20 protein-coding genes and 1 pseudogene are annotated in these 21058 nt (G+C 72.2%); 14 read left to right on the plus strand and 7 right to left on the minus strand.

The genetic code is table 11. The annotated features are described in order from the left end of the window. Positions 1-3: 3 nt before the first annotated feature. Positions 4-402, minus strand: coding sequence for a BlaI/MecI/CopY family transcriptional regulator (locus tag STRVI_RS10780; protein WP_014055676.1), 399 nt, complete (start codon positions 400-402; stop codon positions 4-6). A 229-nt stretch (positions 403-631) separates the two neighbouring features. Here STRVI_RS10780 and STRVI_RS10785 point away from each other — a divergent pair, with 229 nt between their 5' ends. The 6 genes and pseudogenes from STRVI_RS10785 to STRVI_RS10810 all read left to right on the plus strand — a co-directional run bounded on the left by STRVI_RS10785 (position 632) and on the right by STRVI_RS10810 (position 6767). Further along, complete coding sequence (locus STRVI_RS10785) at positions 632-2116, plus strand: MGDG synthase family glycosyltransferase (protein ID WP_014055677.1); 1485 nt, start codon at positions 632-634, stop codon at positions 2114-2116. An 82-nt stretch (positions 2117-2198) separates the two neighbouring features. Further along, complete coding sequence (locus tag STRVI_RS10790) at positions 2199-3008, plus strand: polysaccharide deacetylase family protein (RefSeq protein WP_014055678.1); 810 nt, start codon at positions 2199-2201, stop codon at positions 3006-3008. Between the two features lie 467 nt (positions 3009-3475). Further along, positions 3476-3687, plus strand: a pseudogene (locus STRVI_RS47680) (tetratricopeptide repeat protein); the annotation flags it as partial. A 58-nt stretch (positions 3688-3745) separates the two neighbouring features. Continuing rightward, entirely contained in the window at positions 3746-5038 is a 1293-nt protein-coding gene (gene pcaDC / locus STRVI_RS10800; RefSeq protein WP_014055680.1) for a bifunctional 3-oxoadipate enol-lactonase/4-carboxymuconolactone decarboxylase PcaDC, read from the plus strand. Between the two features lie 202 nt (positions 5039-5240). After that, positions 5241-5888: an MBL fold metallo-hydrolase gene (locus STRVI_RS10805; RefSeq protein WP_043238447.1), complete on the plus strand. Its 648-nt coding sequence runs from the start codon at positions 5241-5243 to the stop codon at positions 5886-5888. Positions 5889-5987: 99 nt separating this feature from the next. Next, on the plus strand, positions 5988-6767 hold the full coding sequence (locus tag STRVI_RS10810) for an exodeoxyribonuclease III (RefSeq protein ID WP_014055683.1): 780 nt from the start codon (positions 5988-5990) through the stop codon (positions 6765-6767). A gap of 57 nt (positions 6768-6824) precedes the next feature. Here the strand turns inward: STRVI_RS10810 and STRVI_RS10815 are convergent, their stop codons facing one another. Continuing rightward, positions 6825-8651 (minus strand): SGNH/GDSL hydrolase family protein, encoded by a 1827-nt coding sequence (locus tag STRVI_RS10815; RefSeq protein ID WP_014055684.1) that lies wholly within the window; start codon positions 8649-8651, stop codon positions 6825-6827. Positions 8652-8857: 206 nt separating this feature from the next. Here STRVI_RS10815 and STRVI_RS10820 point away from each other — a divergent pair, with 206 nt between their 5' ends. The 5 genes from STRVI_RS10820 to STRVI_RS10840 all read left to right on the plus strand — a co-directional run bounded on the left by STRVI_RS10820 (position 8858) and on the right by STRVI_RS10840 (position 12758). Continuing rightward, complete coding sequence (locus tag STRVI_RS10820) at positions 8858-9298, plus strand: DUF6278 family protein (protein WP_014055685.1); 441 nt, start codon at positions 8858-8860, stop codon at positions 9296-9298. Positions 9299-9559: 261 nt separating this feature from the next. Further along, the gene (locus STRVI_RS10825; RefSeq protein WP_014055686.1) at positions 9560-10306 is read left to right on the plus strand and encodes an amino acid ABC transporter ATP-binding protein; all 747 of its coding nucleotides are present in this window, start codon (positions 9560-9562) and stop codon (positions 10304-10306) included. A gap of 7 nt (positions 10307-10313) precedes the next feature. Continuing rightward, complete coding sequence (locus tag STRVI_RS10830) at positions 10314-11237, plus strand: glutamate ABC transporter substrate-binding protein (RefSeq protein ID WP_014055687.1); 924 nt, start codon at positions 10314-10316, stop codon at positions 11235-11237. A gap of 10 nt (positions 11238-11247) precedes the next feature. Beyond that, positions 11248-11892 (plus strand): amino acid ABC transporter permease, encoded by a 645-nt coding sequence (locus STRVI_RS10835; protein ID WP_014055688.1) that lies wholly within the window; start codon positions 11248-11250, stop codon positions 11890-11892. Further along, complete coding sequence (locus STRVI_RS10840) at positions 11889-12758, plus strand: amino acid ABC transporter permease (protein WP_014055689.1); 870 nt, start codon at positions 11889-11891, stop codon at positions 12756-12758. Before STRVI_RS10835 ends, STRVI_RS10840 begins: the two co-directional genes overlap by 4 nt. 22 nt (positions 12759-12780) lie before the next feature. On the opposite strand, the gene STRVI_RS10845 is transcribed toward STRVI_RS10840, so the two are convergent. The 3 genes from STRVI_RS10845 to STRVI_RS10855 form a co-directional block, all read right to left on the minus strand. Beyond that, the gene (locus tag STRVI_RS10845; protein WP_014055690.1) at positions 12781-14394 is read right to left on the minus strand and encodes an alpha/beta fold hydrolase; all 1614 of its coding nucleotides are present in this window, start codon (positions 14392-14394) and stop codon (positions 12781-12783) included. 430 nt (positions 14395-14824) lie between these two features. Beyond that, on the minus strand, positions 14825-15133 hold the full coding sequence (locus tag STRVI_RS10850; RefSeq protein WP_014055691.1) for a DUF6204 family protein: 309 nt from the start codon (positions 15131-15133) through the stop codon (positions 14825-14827). Beyond that, positions 15121-15774: a TetR/AcrR family transcriptional regulator gene (locus tag STRVI_RS10855; protein ID WP_043235732.1), complete on the minus strand. Its 654-nt coding sequence runs from the start codon at positions 15772-15774 to the stop codon at positions 15121-15123. Before STRVI_RS10855 ends, STRVI_RS10850 begins: the two co-directional genes overlap by 13 nt. 91 nt (positions 15775-15865) lie before the next feature. Here STRVI_RS10855 and STRVI_RS10860 point away from each other — a divergent pair, with 91 nt between their 5' ends. Next, complete coding sequence (locus tag STRVI_RS10860) at positions 15866-16645, plus strand: ABC transporter ATP-binding protein (RefSeq protein ID WP_014055693.1); 780 nt, start codon at positions 15866-15868, stop codon at positions 16643-16645. A 101-nt stretch (positions 16646-16746) separates the two neighbouring features. Beyond that, the gene (locus STRVI_RS10865; RefSeq protein WP_014055694.1) at positions 16747-17499 is read left to right on the plus strand and encodes an ABC transporter permease; all 753 of its coding nucleotides are present in this window, start codon (positions 16747-16749) and stop codon (positions 17497-17499) included. Positions 17500-17559: 60 nt separating this feature from the next. Here STRVI_RS10865 and STRVI_RS10870 read toward each other — a convergent pair whose 3' ends face one another. Then, the gene (locus STRVI_RS10870; protein ID WP_014055695.1) at positions 17560-18315 is read right to left on the minus strand and encodes a hypothetical protein; all 756 of its coding nucleotides are present in this window, start codon (positions 18313-18315) and stop codon (positions 17560-17562) included. A gap of 279 nt (positions 18316-18594) precedes the next feature. Here STRVI_RS10870 and ggt point away from each other — a divergent pair, with 279 nt between their 5' ends. Then, positions 18595-20376 carry a gamma-glutamyltransferase gene (ggt, locus tag STRVI_RS10875; RefSeq protein ID WP_050993920.1) on the plus strand — a complete coding sequence of 594 codons (1782 nt, stop codon included), beginning with the start codon at positions 18595-18597 and terminating at the stop codon, positions 20374-20376. A gap of 89 nt (positions 20377-20465) precedes the next feature. On the opposite strand, the gene STRVI_RS10880 is transcribed toward ggt, so the two are convergent. Further along, positions 20466-21023 (minus strand): isochorismatase family protein, encoded by a 558-nt coding sequence (locus tag STRVI_RS10880; RefSeq protein WP_014055697.1) that lies wholly within the window; start codon positions 21021-21023, stop codon positions 20466-20468. Positions 21024-21058 lie beyond the last annotated feature (35 nt).

Consider the following 21058-nt stretch of genomic DNA (forward strand, 5'->3'; position numbering starts at 1 on the left):
GCTTCACGGCTCCCTGTGCTCGCCGTGATCGCCCAGCAGCCGCTGCAGCAGCCGCTCGTCGTCCGCCGACAGCTCGTCGACGAACCGCGACAGCACCGCCTCGCGGTCCGAGCCGTGCTCCAGGAGCGAGCGCATCTGCCCGGCTGTGTGGGTGGCCTCGTCCCGGGCCGGCGCGAAGGCGTAGCCGCGGGCCGCCTTGTGCCGGGTCACCAGGCCCTTGTCCAGCAGCCGGGACAGGATCGTCAGCACCGTGGTGTACGCCAGGTCGCCGGGCAGCCGCTCGTTGACCTGCGCCGCCGTCAGCGGGCCGTCCGCCGCCCACAGCGCCGCGAGCACGCCGCTCTCCAGCTCTCCGGGCGCCCGCCTGCGGCCGTCGGTTCCACCGCGGTCTTCGCCACCCATCCGTCACACTCCTCGGCCGAGTTCCGATTCGCCGCCGGTAGCTCCGGTAGCTCCGGTAGCTCCGGTAGCTCCGGTAGCCACTCGGCGGCCACCAAATCTACTACCCCTTGTAGAAGAGTGGCCGCATCGACCACTCCACGAACTACTACATGTTGTAGAGTTTGGCTTCCGCCCCGCGCCGTCCGAGCGCATGAGGTGCGCTCGTCGACGTCCTGGAGGCTGATCGCTCGTGTGGTACCACAGCGGCTCGGTGGAGCTGTCGTCCCTCGGCGGCCCGGCTGACCTCTCGGAATTCCCGGGACTTTCGTCGCCCGGTGGCCCGGTGGACCCCGGCGCGACCGGCGGCGTCGTCCCGGGTGCCCGGCGAGCGGGCCCGGGCGGGCGGATCGTGATCATCTCCGCGAGTGTCGGGGCCGGGCACGACGGCGCCGCCGCCGAACTCGCCGACCGCCTCTGCGCCTCCGGCTACGCAGTGGACCGGCTCGACTTCCTCGACCTGCTGCCGGCCCGCCTCGGCCGGGCGATCAGCGCCGGCTACCACCGGATACTGACCCACGCGCCGGGCGCCTACCAGCGGATCTACGCCGCCACCGAGCGCGCCGGGGGCAGCGGCCCGGGGGCGCGCGCCCTGCTGCGCAGCGCGGAGCGGCGGACCCTTCAGGCGCTGCGCGCGGACACCCGAGCGGTGGTGTCCACCTACTTCGGCGCCAGCCAGGTCCTCGGAGCACTGCGGCTCAGAGGCCGGCTCGCCGTCCCGGCAATCACCTACCTCACCGACTTCTCCGTGCACCCCCTCTGGGTCGCCGCGGGCGTCGACTTCCACCTCGCCGCCCACGACATACCCGCCGCGCAGGCCCGCGCCCGCGGTGCCGCCCGCGTCCTGGCGACCGGGCCGGTCGTGGCCCCGCGCTTCAAGCCCGCCACCGACCGGGAGCGGCAGCAGGCACGCGCCCGCTTCGGACTGCCCCCGACGGCGCCGCTGGCCCTGCTGGTCGCCGGGTCCTGGGGCGTCGGCCCCATCCAGCAGGTGGCCTGCGAGATCCGGGCCACCGGCGCCGCGGTGCCGGTGGTGGTCTGCGGTCGCAACGAAACCCTGGCCGGGCGGCTGCGGGCGGCCGGCATCGAGCACGCCTACGGCTGGGTGAAGGACATGCCCGGCCTCATGCACGCCGCCGACGTCCTCGTCCAGAACGCGGGCGGGCTCACCTCGCTGGAAGCGTTCGCCGCCGGTCTGCCGGTGGCCAGCTACGGCTGCATACCCGGCCACGGCCATACCAACGCCGCCGCCCTGCACGACGCGGGCCTCGCCACCTGGGTACGCGAACCCGCCGACCTCAAGCCGGTCTTGACCGAGCTGCTGGACGGCCCGCTCGGCGAGAGCCGGCGCGCCGCCGGTCTCGCGCTGTTCGCCACCGCCCCGGACAGCGGACCGGTGGCGGCCATCCTCCGGGCGTGCGGCGCCGCCGCCCCAGATGCCGGCGACACTCCGCCGCCGTCCCGCCGCCTGTCCGTCCGGCGCAGCCGCCGCGCCGCACGACGGCTCGTCGTCACCGGCGCCCTGGCCACCGCGCTGTGGGGCACCGCCGTGGGCACCGGCATCGCCGCCACGCACAGCGGCGGCAGCGTCCGGCAGGTCATCGGCCACAGCCTTGACCACGGGGGCCACCGCCCGGACCTCGCCGCCCTGGCCTCGTCGGTGGAGGACCTGTTCTGATGACCACGCCCCATACGCCCCGTCTTGCCCGCAGAGCCCATACCGCCGTCTGCCCGGCCTTGTCGGGGCAGGACCTGCTCCGATGACCACAGCCCGCCTCGCCCGTACGAGCCGTGCTCTCGCCTGTGCCGCGCTGCCCGCGCTCGCTATCGCGTACGCCGCCCCGGTCGTCTACACCTTCGGGCCGCTGCGCAACCGCCTCATGCCGCGCCTGTCCGGACGCGGCCGCGCCGACCACGTCGCCCTGACCTTCGACGACGGTCCCGACCCGCTGTCCACCCCGTTCTTCCTGCGCCTGCTGGAGGAGCGCGGGATCCGCGCCACCTTCTTCCTGCTGGGCTCCGCCGCCTCCCGTACGCCGGGCCTGGTAAGGGAGATGGCCGCCGCCGGGCACGAGATCGCCATCCACGGCTGGGCGCACCGGCCGCTGCTGCTGCGCGGCCCGCGCTCCACCTACGACGATCTCGCTCGCGCCCGCGACAGCGTCGGCGACATCACCGGACGGCCGCCGCTGCTCTTCCGGCCGCCGTACGGGGTGATGACCACCGGCGCGCACCTGTCCGCCCGCCGCCTCGGCCTCACCCCCATGCTGTGGACCTGCTGGGGCGAGGACTGGACCTCCCGGGCGACCCCGGACTCCGTCCACCGCACCGTCACGGCCGACCTCGACGGCGGCGGCACGATCCTCCTCCACGACTCCGACTGCACCTCCGCCCCCGGCTCCTGGCACAACACCCTCGGCGCACTGCCCCGCCTCCTGGACACCTGCGAGGAGTACGGCCTGCGCGTCGGCCCGCTGAGCGACCACGGCATACGAGCCTCCCCCACGACGCCCTGGCCGGTCCTGCGGCCAGTACACCGACCGGCCGCTTCCCGCCGCGCGGGCCGCTGATCCGGCTGGACACCATGTCCGTCACCACCGGTTCCGCGCCCCGGCCACCCGGTCGACCAGCCTGCGACCTCCGGCGTCACCCGCCCCGACAGACCCACGGTGCGCACCGCCGTGCCATCCCATCGCGGCGCACACGTCTCGTAGACGAAGGAAAGGCAGGAGCCGGCCCAGTGGAGATCTCCTTCCTGATCCACGACGTCTACGGGATCGGCAGCACCATTCGCGCGTTCGATGGCGCAGGTGACGGCGGTGGCGAGCGGGCGTAGCAGGGGGTAGGCGGCAGCGCCCAGTTGGGCCAGGGCGACGAAGGCGTGGTGGTGGGCCGCGAGGTGGGCGCGTTCGTGGGCGAGCAGGATGTCGTGCTCGGTGGCGTCCAGTCCAGGGTGTGGAGCATCCCGGTGGAGACGACGACACGGCCGGGCAGTCCGGGCAGGGCGAAGGCGTCCGTCCGGGGCCTCGTGGTCGACGATGACGCACCCAGCCGCGTGGGCTTCTTCCAGGAAGCCTCCCTGGCCCACGAGACCGCCCGCGCCCTGCGCGACATGGGTAGCCGCTGGACGCGGAGATCCACTTCCAGCGCAGCGTCGCCACCCGCCGCCAGCGATACGCCCGCACCCACAGCGTGACCCTCGGCTACCTCGGCGCCGTCCAGGTCCAACAGGGACGCTTCGACGAGGCGACCCGCCAGGTTCGCCCCGGCGATGTGAGATTCCGTGATACATGAGAGGGTCGGACGGGTGAGCGAGACACCACCGAACACCCTGCAATACCGCCTTGACGGGCCGGCAGACGCACCTGTCCTGGCCTTGGGTCCCTCACTGGGTACCACATGGCACATGTGGGACCGCCAGATACCCGAGCTCTCCCGCCACTGGCGCGTCCTCCGCTTCGACCTGCCCGGCCACGGCGGCGCGCCCGCCCATCCGGCCCCGTCCGTGGCCGAGCTCGCCGCCCGGCTGCTGGCCACCCTCGACGAGCTCGAGGTCGAGCGCTTCGGCTACGCGGGCTGTTCGATCGGCGGGGCCATCGGCGCCGAACTCGCCCTCCGACATCCCCATAGAGTGGGCTCACTCGCCCTCGTCTCCGCCTCCCCGCGCTTCGGCACCGCCGACTCCTTCCGGCAGCGCGGCGTCGTGGTCCGCACCAACGGCCTCGACCCGATCGCCCGCGCCACCCCCGAGCGCTGGTTCACGCCCGCCTTCGCCGCCTCGCAGCCCGCCATCGTCGACTGGGCCGTCCAGATGGTCCGCACCACCGACCCCGGCTGCTACATCGCCGCCTGCGAGGCCCTCGCCGCCTTCGACATCCGCGCCGAACTGGGCCGGATCGGCATCCCCACCCTCGTGGTGGCCGGCGCCGACGACCAGGTCACCCCGGCCGCCGACGCCCGCGTCATGGTCGCCGGCATCGCCGACGCCCGGCTCGCGCTCGTCCCCGGCGCCTCCCATCTCACCCCCGTCGAACAGCCGATGGCCGTCACCGATCTGCTGGTGCGCCACTTCTCCAGCTCCTGGCAGTCCCCGGACCACCCGACCGGGATGACCGCGATCCCCGCGCCCCCGGTCAAGCCCGTGCTCTCCCCGGTACCGCCCGGCGCCGAGCTCGTCGAATACGGCCACAATGTGCCCGAGCCGCTGCTGGACGCCCGCTCCGACGCGTACGACCAGGGCATCAAGGTGCGCCGCGAGGTGCTCGGCGACGCCCATGTGGACCGCGCGCAGTCCCTGACCGACGAGTTCACCGGCGACTTCCAGGACTTCATCACCCGCTACGCGTGGGGCGAGGTGTGGACCCGGCCCGGAATCGACCGGCGCACCCGCAGCGTGGTCACCCTCACCGCCCTCGCCGCCCGCGGCCACCTCGACGAACTCGCCTTCCACACCCGCGCCGCGCTGCGCAACGGGCTGACCCCCACCGAGATCAAGGAGGTGCTGCTGCACACCGGCGTCTACTGCGGGGTGCCGACCGCCAACTCTGCCTTCGCCGTGGCCCAGCGGATCATCCGCGAGGAGACAAGCCCGGAGGGCTGAGCGCTCCGCTGGAAGTGCCCCGACATGCCGTCGATCGTCTGCGGCGCCGTCGTGGCCGAGCGCGCCCACGCGGCGGAACCGCCCATCGACACAGTCCCGCGCCCCTTCAGGGCGCGTTCGAACCGCAGCCGACTTCCGCCGATCTGCTGAGTGCCGATCCGCTTAGCACGGCCACGGGGCCCGCGGGAGCACAATGATCTCCATGAAGCTCACCAAGAAGGGCCATGCCTGCGTCCGGATCGAGAAGGACGGGCAGGCGCTCGTCATCGACCCCGGGACCTTCAGCGAAGAGGACGCCGCGGTCGGCGCGGACGCGATCCTGGTCACCCACGAGCACTTCGACCACTTCAACGAGGAGCGGCTGCGCACGGCGCTCGACGCCAACCCCGCCGCCCACATCTGGACGCTCTCCAGCGTCTCCGGCCAGATCTCGGCGGCGTTCCCCGGGCGGGTGCACACCGTCGGCGAGGGCGACACCTTCACCGCCGCCGGATTCGACCTCGAGGTGCACGGCCAGTTGCACGCCGTCATCCACCCCGACATCCCGCAGATCACCAATGTGGGCTACCTCGTGGACGGCACGCTCTTCCACCCCGGCGACGCGCTCACCGTCCCCGTCGGACGGCAGGTGGACACGCTGATGCTGCCGGTGCACGCCCCCTGGAACAAGCTCGCCGAGGTCCTCGACTACGTCCGCGCGGTCGACCCGCGCCGGGCCGTCGACATCCACGACGCCCTGCTGTCCGACCTCGCGCACATGGTCTACGGCCGCATGCTCGGCCCCGAGGGACCGGGCACGGGCGGCGCCGAGCACCTGCGGCTGACGCCGGGCGAATCCCTCACCCTCTGAGGACCGGGGTCCGGCGACCGGTGAGGGCCGGACTCGGCCGAGACCGGCGCCCTGTGCGGGCCGGGGGGGCTGTCATAGCCGGGATGTAGGTTGTCCCCTATGCGCATCGCGACCTGGAACGTCAATTCGATCACCGCCCGGCTGCCCCGGCTGCTCGCCTGGCTGGAGAGCAGTGGCACGGACGTCCTGTGCGTCCAGGAGACCAAGTGCGCCGAGTCCGCCTTTCCGTACGAGCCGCTGCGCGAGCTCGGCTACGAGGCCGCGGTCAACGCCACCGGGCGGTGGAACGGAGTGGCGCTGGTCTCCAAGGCCGGTCTCACGGACGTCACCGTGGGCCTCCCCGGCGGCCCGGACTACGACGGCGACCAGGAGCCGCGGGCGATAGGCGCCACCTGCGGCCCGGTCCGCCTCTGGTCGGTCTATGTGCCCAACGGCCGGGAGATCGGCCACCCCCACTACGACTACAAGCTGCGCTGGCTGGAGGCACTGCGCACGGCCGTCGCCGGAGACGCGGCAGGTGACCGCCCCTTCGCGGTCCTGGGCGACTTCAATGTGGCGCCGACCGACGAGGACGTCTGGGACCGGTCCGCCTTCGACGGGCTGACCCATGTGACCGACCTGGAGCGCGAGGCCCTGGCGGCGCTGCGCGAGGCCGGGCTGTCGGATGTGGTGCCCCGGCCGCTGAAGTACGACCGCCCCTTCACCTACTGGGACTACCGCGAGCTGGGCTTCCCCAAGAACCGCGGTATGCGGATCGACCTGGTCTACGGCAACGAGGTGTTCGCCAAGGCGGTCGGCGACGCGTATGTGGACCGCGAGGAGCGCAAGGGCAAGGGCGCCTCCGACCACGCCCCGGTCGTCGTCGACCTGGAGGTGTGACCCCAGGGGCGTGCTGTACGGGGAGCCCCCATACGCGGGAGCCCCCGAGGCGCCCGCTTACGCCACCAGCTTCCGCAGGTCGATCGACTCCGCCATCGCCCGCAACCCCGCGTCCCCCGGGTGCAGATGGTCCCCGCTGTCGTAGGCGGGCAGGATCCGCGCCGGATGCTCGGGGTCCCGCACCACCGCGTCGAAGTCCAGTACGTCGTCGAACGCCCCGCCGCTGTCCCGCAGGAAGGCGTTGACGGCCGAGCGCCGCGCGTCCGCGTCCGCCGTGCACAGCGACTCGCCCTCGCACGGGGCGATGGTCGCCCCGACCACCCGCAGCCCGCGCTCATGCATACGCGCCGCGAGCGACCGCAGCCCCGCGATCAGCTCCTCGGCCGAGCTGCCCCAGCGCAGATCGTTGATGCCCTGGAAGACGACGACCGTACGGGCCCCGGTCTGGGCGAGCACATCCCGCTCCAGCCGGTGCTGTGCGCTGACCCCGCCGGTGTCCGTGGAGACGCCCTCGCCCGGATAGCGGTCGGCGACCACGCGGTTGGCGGAGATGCCCGCGTTGAGCACGCCGTACGCCGGGATCTCGGACTGGCCGCGCAGCCGGCGCGAGAGCACATCGGGCCAGCGGCGGTTGGCGTCATTGGTGGACTTGGTGCCGTCGGTGATCGAGTCGCCGAGCGCCACCACCGAACCCGGCCCGCCCCGCACATCGACCCCGGTCAGAAACGGCCAGGTGGTGAGGGTGCCGGTATAGGACTCGGCGCCCGGCTCACCGGTCCGGTCACCGCTGCCCGCCGCGCTCAGATACGACCGCTGGGTGGCCTGGCTGTGCACCGGCACCGCCGCGACCGGACCCGGCAGATGGATGCTCACCAGCAGATTGACGTCCGCCGGAACCGGGAAGTCCACCGGATCGCTGAACACCTGCGCCCCCGCGGGGACCGAGGTCCCGGGCCGCCCGCCGAAGGTCAGCGGCACCGGTGCGCCCTGCGCCGCCGCGCCGCCCGCCTGGAGCGCGACCGTCGCATGGCCGATCTCCACGGGAGATGCGGCGAAGGTGTTCTCCAGCCGGACCCGGGCCCTCGGCCCGCCCGCGCTGGTGTGCACCACCAGTCGCAGCGTCTGATCGGTCCACGGCCCGACCTTGGTGTACCCGGCGGTGCTCGCCGCCCAGCTCCCGGTCCAGCCGTCCGTGGGCTGCCGCAGCGACGCGGCGAAGACATGGAGATCGGCCGCCGCGCCCGGATCCCTCGGCAGCACCACCGACGCGACATCCCGGCCGCGCTCCAGCGGCACCGTCACCGCGTACAGCCGGGCCGTCTCCTGCCGCTGCCCGGCGGCGGTGTTGAGATGGGGGAGCCCGACGGCCTTGGTGGCGGCGGGGCCCGCCCGCCAGTCCGGCGCGCTCAGCGTGTAGGGACGGCTCGACCCGTCCCGGTAGCGCACCGTTCCGACACCGCCCGCCCCCGCGCCGGGCCCGTCCGGTGAACTGCTCGCCACCAGGAAGGTCACCGCCTCGCCCCGCCCGCGCAGCCGCACCGCCTGTCCATCGGCGATCACGTTGTCGGGCCGTGCCCCCGCGCTCCGCGGCCAGGTCAGCCTCGCGGCGTCCAGGGCGATGCCGCGCCCCGGGGTCCAGCCGGCGGCCCGCAGATCCTGTGCGGAGAGCGAGGCGCCCGCACCGTCGAAGTCGGCGTCACCCGGCCGGGCGTCATCGCTGACCGCCCTGTTGTCGAAAAGCCGCTCCAAAGGGAGCGGCTTCTGGGTCGGCCGGGTCGCCTGGGTCGGCACGCCGGCCGGTGCGGCGGAGGAGGGCGCGAGGAGTGCGAGAGTGACACCTCCCGCGACGATCCCGGCGGCTGTCCAGGGTCTCGCGACGCGCATAAGTGTCCCCTCTCGCAACCCACCTGACCGGTGATTCGACAGGCGCGGGAAGAACGTAGAAAGGCGGGTGGGTGTCGTCAAGACAAGCAACGGGTCACGTCTCGCGTCGCGTCGCGCCGCTTTCGCGCCGCCCAACAAGCATCGGGTCACAGCTCACACCGCGCGCCCTGTGGTGCGCCGGTGGTCAGGATGCCACGCTGAGTCGTATGAACATCTCCTTCTTGGGCAACTGGCGCAAGCGACGCGGCCCCGCCTCGGGCACGGCCCTGATGGGCGCCCAGGAGGAGGACCCCCAGGGCGTCGCCCAACTGCTCTCCGAATGCGAGCTGCTGCGCGCGCGGGCCGCCTCCGCGGGCATCGGACTTGATGACTCGACAGCCTCCCTGGAGGCGCTGGACCAGATGGCGCCGCGCTGGCGCGACGACCCGGACGAGCTCCCCTGGCTCGGTAACGACGCCGGTCTCTACCTCGGCACGGTCATCGTCCGCACCGTCCCCGGGGCCGTCTGGCAGGTGTGGCCCAACGGCCGGCCCGTCGTGATGCTGGCCTCGGGCCGGGAGGTCGACGTCGTGGAGGCCGGTCAGCAGTGGGCCGCCGACGGCGCCCCCGAACTCTCCCGGTGCTACGCCGAGGTCGCCGAGGCGTAGGGGGTCCGGCGGATCGTGACGCCTGCGGCGGGCTGTTCCCCGCCCCTTCCCTCAACTGGGGCTCCGCCCCAGACCCCGGGGTAATCGAGCCCCTCCGGCGTTTGAGGAGCGGGGTTCGGGGCGGAGCCCTGGCGGGGCCGACACCCCGTAGGCCCTGTCGGGCGGTATCCGCCCATCAGCGCGTGTCCGTACCCCAAGCTCCGCAGTTGTCTGGATAGCTTGCGCTGACCGGGACGCAGCGGAAGGTGGGTGGGGCCGGGTATGGCCGTCGGCGAGCCGTTGATCGAGCTGCACGGCGTCAACAAGCACTTCGGCGCGCTGCACGTTCTGCGGGACATCGATCTGACCGTCGGGCGCGGCGAAGTGGTCGTGGTCATCGGCCCCTCCGGCGGCGGCAAGTCCACCCTGATCCGGACCATCAACCGGCTGGAGACCGTCCAGTCCGGCTCCATCGTCGTCGACGGCCGGCCGCTGCCCGACGAGGGCAAGGAGCTGGCGCGGCTGCGGGCCGAGGTGGGCATGGTCTTCCAGTCGTTCAACCTCTTCGGGCACCGGACCGTGGTGGCCAATGTGATGCTCGGTCAGACCAAGGTCCGCCGCCGCGGGAAGCAGGACGCCGAGCGGCGCGCGCTCGACCTGCTGGACCGGGTGGGACTCGCCGACCAGGCCGGGAAGTTCCCCGCCCAGCTCTCCGGCGGCCAGCAGCAGCGGGTGGCCATCGCCCGCGCGCTGGCGATGGATCCGCAGGTGATGCTCTTCGACGAGCCGACCTCCGCCCTCGACCCGGAGATGATCAACGAGGTGCTGGAGGTGATGCGCCGGCTCGCCGAGGAAGGGATGACGATGGTCGTCGTCACCCACGAGATGGGCTTCGCCCGCTCCGCCGCGAACCGGGTGGTCTTCATGGCCGACGGCCGGATCGTCGAGGACCGTCCGCCGGAGGAGTTCTTCAGGGCCCCGGAGAGCGAGCGGGCCAAGGACTTCCTGTCCAAGATCCTCAAGCACTGAGCCGGTGATGACGGACATGAGGCGTCTGCGCCGCGCGACCGCCGCCCTCGCCACGGCCCTGACCCTGCTGCTCACGGTCGGCTGCGGCAAGGAGGGCAGCCCGCCCGCCAAGGGACCCCGGGCCGAGAAGCTGCCCACCTACAAGGTGGCGACCGGCTTCCGGCTGCCCTCCTCGCCCACCTGGCGCCGGGCCGAGCACCGCGGCCATCTCACCGTCGGGGTCAAGGAGGACCAGCCCTATCTGGGCGAGCGGGACCCGGCCACCGGCCGCTACTCGGGTTTCGACATCGAGATCGCCCGCATGATGTCCGCCTCCCTCGGCTTCGCCCCGAAGACCATCCGGTTCCAGACCATCGCCTCCGCCAACCGCGAGACCGCGCTCCAGAGCGGCCAGATCGACTACTACGTCGGCACCTACACCATCAATCCGCTGCGCAAACGGCTGGTCGGCTTCGCCGGGCCGTACTTCATGGCCGGCCAGTCGCTGCTGGTGCGCACCGACGAGAACGACATCCACGGCCCCGCCGACCTCGCGGGCAGAACGGTCTGCTCGGTGGCCGGCTCGACCCCGCTGCAGCGCATCCAGACCGACTACCCCAAGGCCCACGCGGTCGCGTACGACACGTACTCGGTGTGCGTGGACAACCTGCTCAGCTTCCAGGTCGACGCGGTGACCACCGACAACACCATCCTGCTCGGCTACGCGGCCAAGGCCCCCGAGGAGCTGAAGGTCGTGGGCCGGCCCTTCTCCAAGGAGCCGTACGGCATCGGCGTGCCCAAGCGGGACAACGCGCTGCGCTTCGCGCTGGACGACGCGATCCAGGTCCATGAGCGCAACGGCGACTGGAAGAAGGCGTACGAGGCGACCCTCGGCCTCTCCGGTGTGCCCGCCCCCAAGCCGCCCCCCATCGACCGCTACCGCACCGGCTGAAGGCCCTCCCATGGACGTGCTCACCCAGAACTTCTCGCTCTACGGCAAGGGCTTCCTCGGCACCGTGGAGCTGACCGTCTACGCCTCGCTGCTCGCCCTGGCACTCGGCATCCTGATGGCCGCCTTCCGGGTGGCGCCGGTCGCCTCGCTGCGCGCGTTCGGCACCGCCTGGGTGACGGTGCTCCGCAATACCCCGCTGACGCTGCTGTTCTTCGCGGTGATGCTGGGGCTGCCGCGCTTCGGTCTTGTGCTGCCGTTCACGGTCTTCGCGGTGATCGCGCTCGGCTGCTACACCTCGGCGTTCATCTGCGAGGCGGTCCGCGCGGGCATCAACACGGTGCCGGTGGGGCAGGGCGAGGCGGCCCGCGGCCTGGGCATGACGTTCGACCAGACGCTGAGCGCGGTGGTGCTGCCGCAGGCGTTCCGATCGGTCATCCCGCCGATCGGGTCGACCCTGATCGCGCTCGCCAAGAACTCGGCCATCGCCGGGTCGTTCAGCGTCACCGAACTGCTCGGCACCTACAAACCCCTCAATGAGCGGGGGTACAGCGTCATCTGGTCCTTCGTCTGGATCGCCGCCGGGTATCTGATCATCACCCTCGCCATCAGCGCGATCTTCGCCCTCCTGGAGCGGCGCTGGGGGGTGCAGCGATGACCGCCCCCTCGACCACCGCCCTCTACGACGTCCCCGGGCCCCACACCCGGCGCCGGCACCGGATCTACGCGCTGGCCGGGACGGCCGTGCTGCTGGCCCTGCTCGGCTGGGTCGTCTATCTCCTCATCCACACCGGCCAGTTCGCCTACCGCAAGTGGATGCCGTTCGAGTACAAGGGCATCCAGGAGCTGCTGCTGAACGGGCTCGCGGGCACCCTCAAGGCGTTCGGCATCGCCGCGGTCCTCTCGCTCGCCCTCGGCGGGGTGCTCGCCGCCGGGCGGCTCTCCGAGCATCGCCCGGTGCGCTGGGTGGCCACGCTGCTGGTGGAGTTCTTCCGGGCGATGCCCGTCCTGGTGATGATCTTCTTCGTCTTCGTGGCGCTGAAGGTCCAGCCGCTGCCCGCCCTCGTCACCGGGCTGACGCTGTACAACGGCTCGGTGCTGGCCGAGGTGTTCCGGGCCGGGGTGAACTCGGTGGACCGCGGCCAGCGCGAGGCGGCGTACTCGCTCGGCCTGCGGAAGACCCAGGTCATGACGTCCGTGCTGGTGCCGCAGGGGGTGCGGGCGATGCTGCCTGCCATCATCAGCCAACTGGTGGTGGCCCTGAAGGACACCTCGCTCGGTTTTCTCATCACCTATGAGGAGTTTCTGCACGCCGGAAAGCTGATCGCGTCCAATCTCGACTACGACCTGCCGTTCATCCCGGTGGTCATGGTGATCTCACCCATCTACATCGGGATGTGCATGCTGCTGTCATGGTTCGCCAACTGGGTGGCCAAGCGGGAGCGGCGCAGTGTGAAGACCCGCCAGGTCGAGGTCGCCGCCGCCGAACCGGCCGCCCCGATGCCGGGGGACACCCGCGGCTGAGCCGGGGCGGCCGGACGGTGCCTCAATCGCGGACCGGGACCGTGAGGTAGGACGGATCGGCGGCCGGGGACGAGAAGGTGAGATGGGCGCCGTCGGGGTTGTGCTCGAGGTAGAGCGGGTCGACGGTGTCGACGACCAGCGCCAGCCGATGGCCCGCCGGGACGTCGTACGCCGTGGAGAACAGCTCCAGGTCCACTCCGAAGGGCGTGCCCGGGGTGCGGTCGTGGAAGGTGACCGGGGCGTTGGTGATGAGCTTGCCGATGCCCAGCGGGCCCACGTCGTAGAGATACGCGACCGCCGTACCGTCCGAGCGGTCGGTGGTCACGGTGGTGTGGAGCTTCACGGTGCCGCGGACGCGCTGCTCGCGCGCCGAGGCTCCGGTCTGCCAGACCGCCGCGCGGGACCGGGGCAGCAGCGGGATCGAGGCCAGCGGCGGGACCTTCAGGAACTGGTCGAGGGCGCCGCTCAGCAGCACCGTCCCGGCGTTGGCACCGGAGTCGTGGTTGGCGGTGATCTTCTCGGTGGTGGCGAGCGGGACGCGGCGGTGCCCGGAGGGGACGGCCGACCAGCTCGGGTAGCCCTCGTAGTCGTCGCCGCCCGCCGTACGGGACATCAGTTGCACCGGCGCTTGCGTGTCGATGCCGTTGCGCTCGCCCTTGAGGTAGCGGTCCAGCCATTGCCTGGCGTGGCTCCAGGTGGTGTTGGGCAGTCCGAGCAGGCCGGTGAGCTCGGCGGTGGCGTGGTCGCCGGGCCGCAGCTCCAGCCGCTTGGGGCCGGTGAGCTTCTCGAAGAAGTCGGCGTAGCTGTTGGGCGGGAAGATCGAGTCGCCCCAGGAGTTGCCCAGCATGATGGCCGCGCCATTGGCGTTGATCCGGTCGAGCTGGGCGGCGGCGGACCGCTTCTTGCCCCAGGCGATCAGGTCCGGCTCCTTGGCGAGGTCGGAGGAGAAGAAGTCGTCGAGGATCTGCCGGAGTTCATCGCTGGGCCGGCCGGTCAGCTCCCCGGCCCCGGCGAGCAGCCCGGCGGCCTGGGCGTGCTGGGTGCGCCCGCTGTAGATCGAGCCGACCAGGTCCGCCCAGCCGCTCATGGCCACCACGGCCTTGATCCGCGGGTCGGCACCGGCCGCGAGCAGGCTGATCCCGGCGCCGTAGGAGAGCCCGGCCATGCCGATGTGGTCGGGGTCGGCGGGGGTGTTGGCCAGCGCCCAGTCGATGACCTTGGACGCGTCGGCGATATCGGGCGGCCCGGCCGTCTCGATCTTCCCGCCGGACTGCCAGAAGCCTCGGGAGTTGTAGGTGAGCACCACATACCCGGCTTCGGCGAGCTTCTTGGCCTGGGCGAGATATTCGACCTGGGGCAGGGACCAACTGGTGGGCAGGACGACGAGGGGCAGGCGGCGGGAGGCGTCGGCGTCCGCGGGGGCCACGACGTTGGCGGCCAGCTTCACGCCGCCGTCGCCGGGGATGTCGACGAACCGTATGGAGACGCCCGAGGAGGCGGAGGCGGTCGTGGCGGCGGGCGGGGTCGGTGCCGCGGCTTGGACGGAGGGGGCGAGGCCGAAGGCCGTGCCGGCCAGGACGGTCACCGAGACGGCGGCGGCCATGGTGGGGCGCAGGGCTTTGCGGGCAGGGGTCACTGTGGCTCCTGGTGGGGGTGCCGTGGGGGCAGGGGAGCACCGGTGCTGGTGACCTGACGGTAACTCGGGGGTTTACCGGCGGTAATAGCGCGGTAAGTTACGCCTGGGTAACGATAGAGGCCGTGGTCGGCTGCCGGGGCCGGCCCGGCCCGGGGCGCTATCCGGGGGCCGGATCCGCAAGGGTCCGGCCCCGCCTATGCGGAGCCCCTTACGCCGTTATGTTGTGGCTTCGCGTTGAGCCCGGCCCGCGCTGAATCCCGCTCGTCGCTGCATACCGCCCGCGGCTGAAGTGCTGGCCCCGGGTCTTGACTCCCGCGCGGAGTGCCGCCCGCGGTTGGCGTCGCTCGCGCGCGATCCCCGCCTGTGGCTGAGCCCCGGGTCCTGGCCGAGCCCCCGGCTCCGCGCCGAGTCCCGGTCGGCCCGCGGCCGTTCAGCCCCGCTTGCCCTTGCGGCGGATCTTGATGTCCGGCATGTCCGTCACCCCGACCCGCAGGATCCGATGGGGGTGACCATGCGCGGTCAGCACCGCGATGGCCCGTTCGGTCGCCTCGTGTTCGCCGTCGTCCGGCTCCTCCGCCGGAACCTGGCAGCGGAAGGTGAACGCCGAAAGGCTCTGGTCACAGGTGAAGGTGCCCGCCTCGGTGAAGCCCACCTGGAAGGAGCCGACCGCGGTGCGCAGCGCCTCGCGCTCGTCCTTGCCCAGCTCCTCGAAGGCCCCGCGGATGGTCACTCGGAACACGGTCGCTCCTCCCGTACGGCGTAGCCGAGCATCGGCGCGCCGAGCATCTCCTCGATGGCGTCGAGGAGTTCCGTCACGGCCTTGGCGATGGCGTCGGGGCGCTCGCCCGCCGTGACGCGTCGGCCGATCTCGCCGAAGATGAGTGAGTGATAGCCGCTGATCTGGGCGGCCACCACACGCGGCAGCGGATCCTCGGGCGCCGTGCCGGTCTCCTCGGCGAGCACGGCGGTCAGTTCGCCGTTCATCCGGTGGCCGAGCTCTTCCAGCCGGGCGACCAGCGTGGGGGCGGCCCGCATCATCGCGAAGAACGGGCCGAAGCCCTCGGTCAGCCCCAGTGAGCGATCGCGGCGCTCCACCTCCTCGCGCAGCCGGTCCAGCACCGCCTGGGCGGCGGACCGGCCGGGCGGGCGCTCGCGCACGATGTCGGCGAGCCGCCGCGGGGACGCCTGGTCGGGCGGCAGGACCAGATCCTCCTTGGCCGGGAAGTAGTTGTAGACGGTGTTGACGGACACCTCCGCGGCCTCGGCGACCTCGGCGACCGTGACCCGGTCGAAGCCCCGCTCCAGGAACAGGCCGGTGGCCACGTCCGCGATCCGTCGGTGCGTACGGCGCTTGTGCCGTTCCCGCAGTCCTTCGCTCATGGCCGTCAGTGTATCCCGTTGCAAATTTGCGCTTGCCTCTAAGTTTTAAGTCCATTGCAAGTTTGGGGCCCGTTGTGCTCTCATCGAGGGCATGTCCTCATCCGTCATCCGCGTTCGCGGCCTCACCCGGACCTTCGTGCTGGGCAGCGGCCCCGTGTATGCCGTCCGCGGCATCGATCTGACCGTCGGTCGCGGCGAGATCCTCGGCTTCCTGGGCCCCAACGGAGCCGGTAAGACCACGACCCTGCGCATGCTCACCACCCTGCTGCCGCCCAGCGGAGGCGAGGCCGAGATCGCCGGCCGCGATCTGCTCCGCGATCCGGCGGGCGTGCGCCGGCGGATCGGCTATGTGGCCCAGTCGGGCGGCCTGGACCCCGCGTGTTCCGTACGCGAGGAGCTGGTCACCCAGGGCCGGTTGCATCTGATGTCCCGGGGCGCGGCGGCCGGGCGCGCCGATGAACTCGCCGGTGAGCTCGGCCTGTCGGGGCTCATGGACCGCCCGACCGCCGCCCTCTCCGGCGGTCAGCGCCGCCGGGTGGAGATCGCGCTGGGCCTGGTCAACCGGCCCGAGGTGCTCTTCCTCGATGAGCCCACCACCGGTCTCGACCCCGGCAGCCGGGTCGAGCTGTGGGACCTGGTGCGGCGCGTCCGCGCCGAGCACGGCACCACGGTCTTCCTCACCACCCACTACCTGGACGAGGCCGATGCCCTCGCCGACCGGATCGCGGTCGTGGACGCCGGGCGGATCGTCGCCGAGGGCACCTCCGCCGAGCTCAAGAGCCGCCATGCGGGCGATCCGGCCGCCAGCCTCCAGGACGCCTTCCTCGCCATCACCGGCCGGTCCACGGCCGATGAGCCACTCGCCATCTGAGCCGTCCGATCCATCTGAGCTGTCTAAGCCATCCGAGCTATCTGAGCCGTCTGAGCCGTCTGAGCAATCCGACGCCGCACCCGACCACCCAAGGCCCTCTCATGACTCTTCTCGCCCATACGGGCATCGTCTTCGGCCGCTGTCTGCGCTCGACGCTTCGCTCGAAGACCAATCTCTTCTTCGGGATGCTGCAGCCGCTGCTCCTGCTCGCCCTCTTCGGCCCGCTGCTGACCGGACTCGACATGGGCGTCAGCGGATCGTCCTGGCAGACGCTGGTCCCCGGTGTGCTCGTCCAGCTCGCCCTGCTCGGCGGGTCGTACGTCGGACTCGGACTGCTGATGGACCGCAACCTCGGCGTTCTGGACCGGATGCGGGTCACCCCGGTCAGCCCGCTGGCGCTGCTGCTCGGCCGCACCCTGCGCGATGTCGTCCAGCTCGTGGCCCAGTCGGTGCTGCTGGTGCTGCTCGGCCTGGCCTTCGGGCTGCGTGCCCCGCTCCCCGGCGTGCTGATCGGCCTGCTGTTCGTGGCCGTGCTCGCGGCGGCGCTGTCCGCGCTCTCCTACGGGCTGGCCATGAACGTCCGTACATCCCCGGAGTTCGCCGCCATCGCCAACACGGCGGCCATGCCGCTGATGCTGCTCTCCGGCCTGCTGCTGCCGATGGCCCTGGCTCCCGGATGGCTGGAGGGCGCCTCGCGCGCGGTGCCGTTCCGCTACACGGTCGACGCGGTGCGCCAGGTGTTCCTGGGGCACTACGCGAACACCACGGTCGCCGTCGGGGCGGCCGTCACCCTCGCCCTGGCGGCGCTGTGTCTGATGGGCGGGGCGCGCCTGTTCGGCCGGGTCCGCGGCTGAGCCGGTCGTCCTTGGCCGACTCAGCCACCCTTGGCTGGGCTCAGCCGCCCTTGGCTGGGCTCAGTCGTCCTTCGCGGCCGCCTTCGCGGCGGCGCGGGGGCCCGCCGGAGTGGTCGCCGGTTTGGTCACATCCGCGACCAGCTCCACCAGGTCCGGGCCGTACGCCTGGGAGTTGACCACCTTCAGCAGCAGACAGAACGAGCCCTGGGCGCCGTACTTCCGGGCCAGCCGGGCGCGGTTGCGGACGAGATGGCGGACGGCGGCACGATGGGTGACCGGCCGCTGACCTGCCGCCAGGAACACCGGCCGGCTGTCCTCGCCCGCCGTCAGCCGGGCCAGCAGCACATACTCGACCGTGCCCGGCTCCGGGCGGTAGTGCGTACCGGCGATGGTGAACATCCCCCGGTCCGTGCCGGAGTCGTCCCCCGGGTGCACGGTGACGCCCGGCAGTAGATTGGTCATATGGGCGGCGAGCCTGCGGTGCGCGGTCGGATCGCCGACGCAGAACTCGGTGCGCGCGCCGAAGCCCTGCAGCCCCGTGTCATGCGGGGCGACCTCGGTATGCGCCCCGCAGTTCTCCACGATCGCCGCGAGACCGAGCAGCGCGAGCGCGTCATGGCGGGGGATGCTCCAGTGGGCCGAGGTGCTGTCCCGGTGGGTGACCAGCACGCACTCCGAACCGTCCGGCAGACCGAAGAAGCGCTGCTCGCGGGCGCGCTTGCGGCGCCCGAACGCCGAGTGCACGGCCCAGCCGGCAGCCAGGCCCACGATCAGGGCCGCCGCGGAGGCGATCAGGTCCTGCAGGGTGTCTGTCATGGCCGCGCATCGTAGCGGCCGATCGGGTACGCGTTCGAGCGTACGGGTGAACGAACGCGGGCACGGACACATGTACGGATGGCGGGACGGACCGGCGATCTACTACCCCTGTCGTGGGCATGAGGCTCGCGGGTAGGCTCCGCTCCCTGTCGTTTCGCTTGGAGGTCACGGATGGGGCACGCCGTACGACCAGCCGCATCGTCAACCACGTCCACCACTCGCGCCTCCGCCGCGGCGGCCGTCCGGCGCCGACTGCCCGCGCTGGCGGCCGCGGCCGGAATGGTCGCGGTGCTGGGCGTCGTCCCGGCCGGAGCCGCCGGGCAGGAGCGGGACGACACCGCGAAGCCCGCTCCCGCCAAGACGCCCGTGGCCGTCGGCTACGGCGGCGCGGTCTCCAGCGTGGACGCCGACGCCTCGGCGGCCGGGATCGATGTGCTGCGGCACGGGGGCAACGCGGTGGACGCGGCGGTCGCGACCGCCGCCGCGCTCGGGGTCACCGAGCCGTACTCGTCGGGTGTCGGCGGCGGTGGTTACTTCGTCTACTACAACGCCAAGCGGCACAAGGTCTCCACGCTCGACGGCCGCGAGACCGCGCCTCGCAGCGCGGACGAGAAGCTCTTCCTCGGCAAGGACGGCAAACCGCTGCCGTTCGCCGACGCCGTCACCAGCGGGCTGAGCATCGGCACCCCCGGCACCCCCGCCACCTGGAACGACGCGCTGAAGAACTGGGGCACCCGCTCGCTGGGGCAGGTGCTCAGGCCCGCCGAGCGGCTGGCCCGCGACGGCTTCACCGTCGACAGCACCTTCCGGCAGCAGACCGCCGACAACCAGGCCCGCTTCAAGGACTTCCCGGCCACCGCCAAGCTCTTCCTGCCCGGCGGCGAGCTCCCGGCGGTCGGCTCGACCTTCCGCAACCCCGACCTCGCCCGTACGTACGCGCTGCTGGCCAAGAAGGGCGTCGGCGCCGTCTACAAGGGCGAGCTGGGCCGCGGCATCGTCGACACCGTGCGCAAGCCGCCCGTCGACCCGAAGGCGCAGCGCGTCGTGCGCGCGGGCGATCTGACGGCCGAGGACCTGCGGGCCTACGGAACGAAGCGGCAGGCCCCGACCCGGACCGCCTACCGCGGTCTGGACGTGTACGGCATGGCGCCCTCGTCCTCCGGCGGGACCAGCGTCGCCGAGGCGCTCAACATCCTGGAGAAGACCGACCTCTCCAAGCTCAGCGACCTCGAGTATCTGCACCGCTATATCGAGGCCAGCCGGATCGCCTTCGCCGACCGGGGCCGCTGGGTCGGCGACCCGGCCGCCGAGGACGTCCCCACCAAGGGGCTCACCTCGCAGCGGTTCGCCGACTCCCGGGCCTGCCTGATCAAGGACGACGCGGTGCTCAAGAGCCCCGTACCGCCCGGCGACCCGAACAGCCCGGCCGCGCCCGGCTCCTGCGACACCCGCGGCCACGCCGCCCCGACCACGTACGAGGGCGAGAACACCACGCATCTCACGGTCGCCGACAAGTGGGGCAATGTCGTGGCCTACACCCTCACCATCGAGCAGACCGGCGGCAGCGGGATCACCGTCCCCGGCCGTGGCTTCCTGCTCAACAACGAGCTGACCGACTTCTCCTTCGCGCCCGCCGACCCCGCCGTCCACGACCCGAACCTGCCGGGCCCGGGGAAGCGGCCGCGCTCCTCCATGTCGCCGACGATCGTGCTGGACGGCCACAAGCCGGTGCTGGCGCTGGGCTCCCCGGGCGGGGCGACCATCATCACCACCGTGCTGCAGACCCTGCTGAACCATCTCGACCGGGGCATGCCGCTGGTCGACGCGATCGCCGCACCGCGCGCCAGCCAGCGCAACGCGGCCCAGACGGAGCTGGAACCGGGGCTGTGGAACGGCCCCGAGCGCGCCAAGCTGGAGGCGCTCGGCCACTCCTTCAAGCAGAACCCCGAGATCGGGGCGGCGACCGGTGTGCAGCGGCTGTCCGGCGGACGGTGGCTGGCGGCGGCCGAGACTGAACGGCGGGGCGGCGGCTCGGCGATGGTGGTCAGCCCGAAGCGCTGATCCGACGCGGTGGGTCGGCGGGCTCCTGGTGCGATCCAGGAGCCCGCCGCCCAGGCTCCAGCTCTGCGGCTTCTCTGCCCAGCGGCTTCTCAGCCCAGCAGGCCGATGATCGCGTCGGTGGAGTCGGTCTCCCCGAGCCGGGGGAAGATCTTCTCGACGCTGTTGCGGTGCGCCTCGGCGTCCATGTCGGTCATGGCGTCGGTCGCCAGGGTTACGTGATACCCGTGCGCGTACGCGCCACGGGCCGTGGACTCCACACCGATGCTGGTGGCGATGCCGCCGAGCACCACTTGGGTCACCCCGCGGCGGCGGAGCTGGAGGTCGAGGTCGGTGCCGTGGAAGGCGCCCCAGGTGTGCTTGGTGACCACGACGTCGCCGTCCTCGTGGCCGAGTTCCGGCACGAGGTCGGCGAAGTCGGCCGGGAACTGCCCGCCTCCGCCGCCCCGCTGCGCCTCGGTGCGGCCCGGCGCCCCGGCCACGACCCGGACGAGGACGACCGGCAGCCCGCGCTTGCGGAACGCGCCCGCCAGCCGGGCGCCGCGCTCGATGACCTCGGCGGTGGGGTGGACGGTGGGCAGTCCGGTGATGCCCTTCTGGAGGTCGACGAGGACCAGGGCGGTGTCGGGGTCGAGCGTGGTGGCGGGCATGGTGCCTCCTGGGGTGGGTCTGCGGGTCTGCGGGT

It is taken from the genome of Streptomyces violaceusniger Tu 4113 (assembly GCF_000147815.2).
Lineage (GTDB): Bacteria > Actinomycetota > Actinomycetes > Streptomycetales > Streptomycetaceae > Streptomyces > Streptomyces violaceusniger_A.

Coding starts and splice junctions, on each gene's coding strand:
- ggt (WP_050993920.1), top strand. CDS start 18,595: ATGGTCGCGGTGCTGGGCGTCGTCCCGGCCGGAGCCGCCGGGCAGGAG.
- STRVI_RS10830 (WP_014055687.1), top strand. CDS start 10,314: ATGACGGACATGAGGCGTCTGCGCCGCGCGACCGCCGCCCTCGCCACG.
- STRVI_RS10805 (WP_043238447.1), top strand. CDS start 5,241: ATGAAGCTCACCAAGAAGGGCCATGCCTGCGTCCGGATCGAGAAGGAC.
- STRVI_RS10790 (WP_014055678.1), top strand. CDS start 2,199: ATGACCACAGCCCGCCTCGCCCGTACGAGCCGTGCTCTCGCCTGTGCC.
- STRVI_RS10780 (WP_014055676.1), bottom strand. CDS start 402: ATGGGTGGCGAAGACCGCGGTGGAACCGACGGCCGCAGGCGGGCGCCC.
- STRVI_RS10855 (WP_043235732.1), bottom strand. CDS start 15,774: ATGAGCGAAGGACTGCGGGAACGGCACAAGCGCCGTACGCACCGACGG.
- STRVI_RS10880 (WP_014055697.1), bottom strand. CDS start 21,023: ATGCCCGCCACCACGCTCGACCCCGACACCGCCCTGGTCCTCGTCGAC.
- STRVI_RS10835 (WP_014055688.1), top strand. CDS start 11,248: ATGGACGTGCTCACCCAGAACTTCTCGCTCTACGGCAAGGGCTTCCTC.
- STRVI_RS10870 (WP_014055695.1), bottom strand. CDS start 18,315: ATGACAGACACCCTGCAGGACCTGATCGCCTCCGCGGCGGCCCTGATC.
- STRVI_RS10810 (WP_014055683.1), top strand. CDS start 5,988: ATGCGCATCGCGACCTGGAACGTCAATTCGATCACCGCCCGGCTGCCC.
- STRVI_RS10815 (WP_014055684.1), bottom strand. CDS start 8,651: ATGCGCGTCGCGAGACCCTGGACAGCCGCCGGGATCGTCGCGGGAGGT.
- STRVI_RS10820 (WP_014055685.1), top strand. CDS start 8,858: ATGAACATCTCCTTCTTGGGCAACTGGCGCAAGCGACGCGGCCCCGCC.
- STRVI_RS10860 (WP_014055693.1), top strand. CDS start 15,866: ATGTCCTCATCCGTCATCCGCGTTCGCGGCCTCACCCGGACCTTCGTG.
- STRVI_RS10825 (WP_014055686.1), top strand. CDS start 9,560: ATGGCCGTCGGCGAGCCGTTGATCGAGCTGCACGGCGTCAACAAGCAC.
- STRVI_RS10840 (WP_014055689.1), top strand. CDS start 11,889: ATGACCGCCCCCTCGACCACCGCCCTCTACGACGTCCCCGGGCCCCAC.
- STRVI_RS10865 (WP_014055694.1), top strand. CDS start 16,747: ATGACTCTTCTCGCCCATACGGGCATCGTCTTCGGCCGCTGTCTGCGC.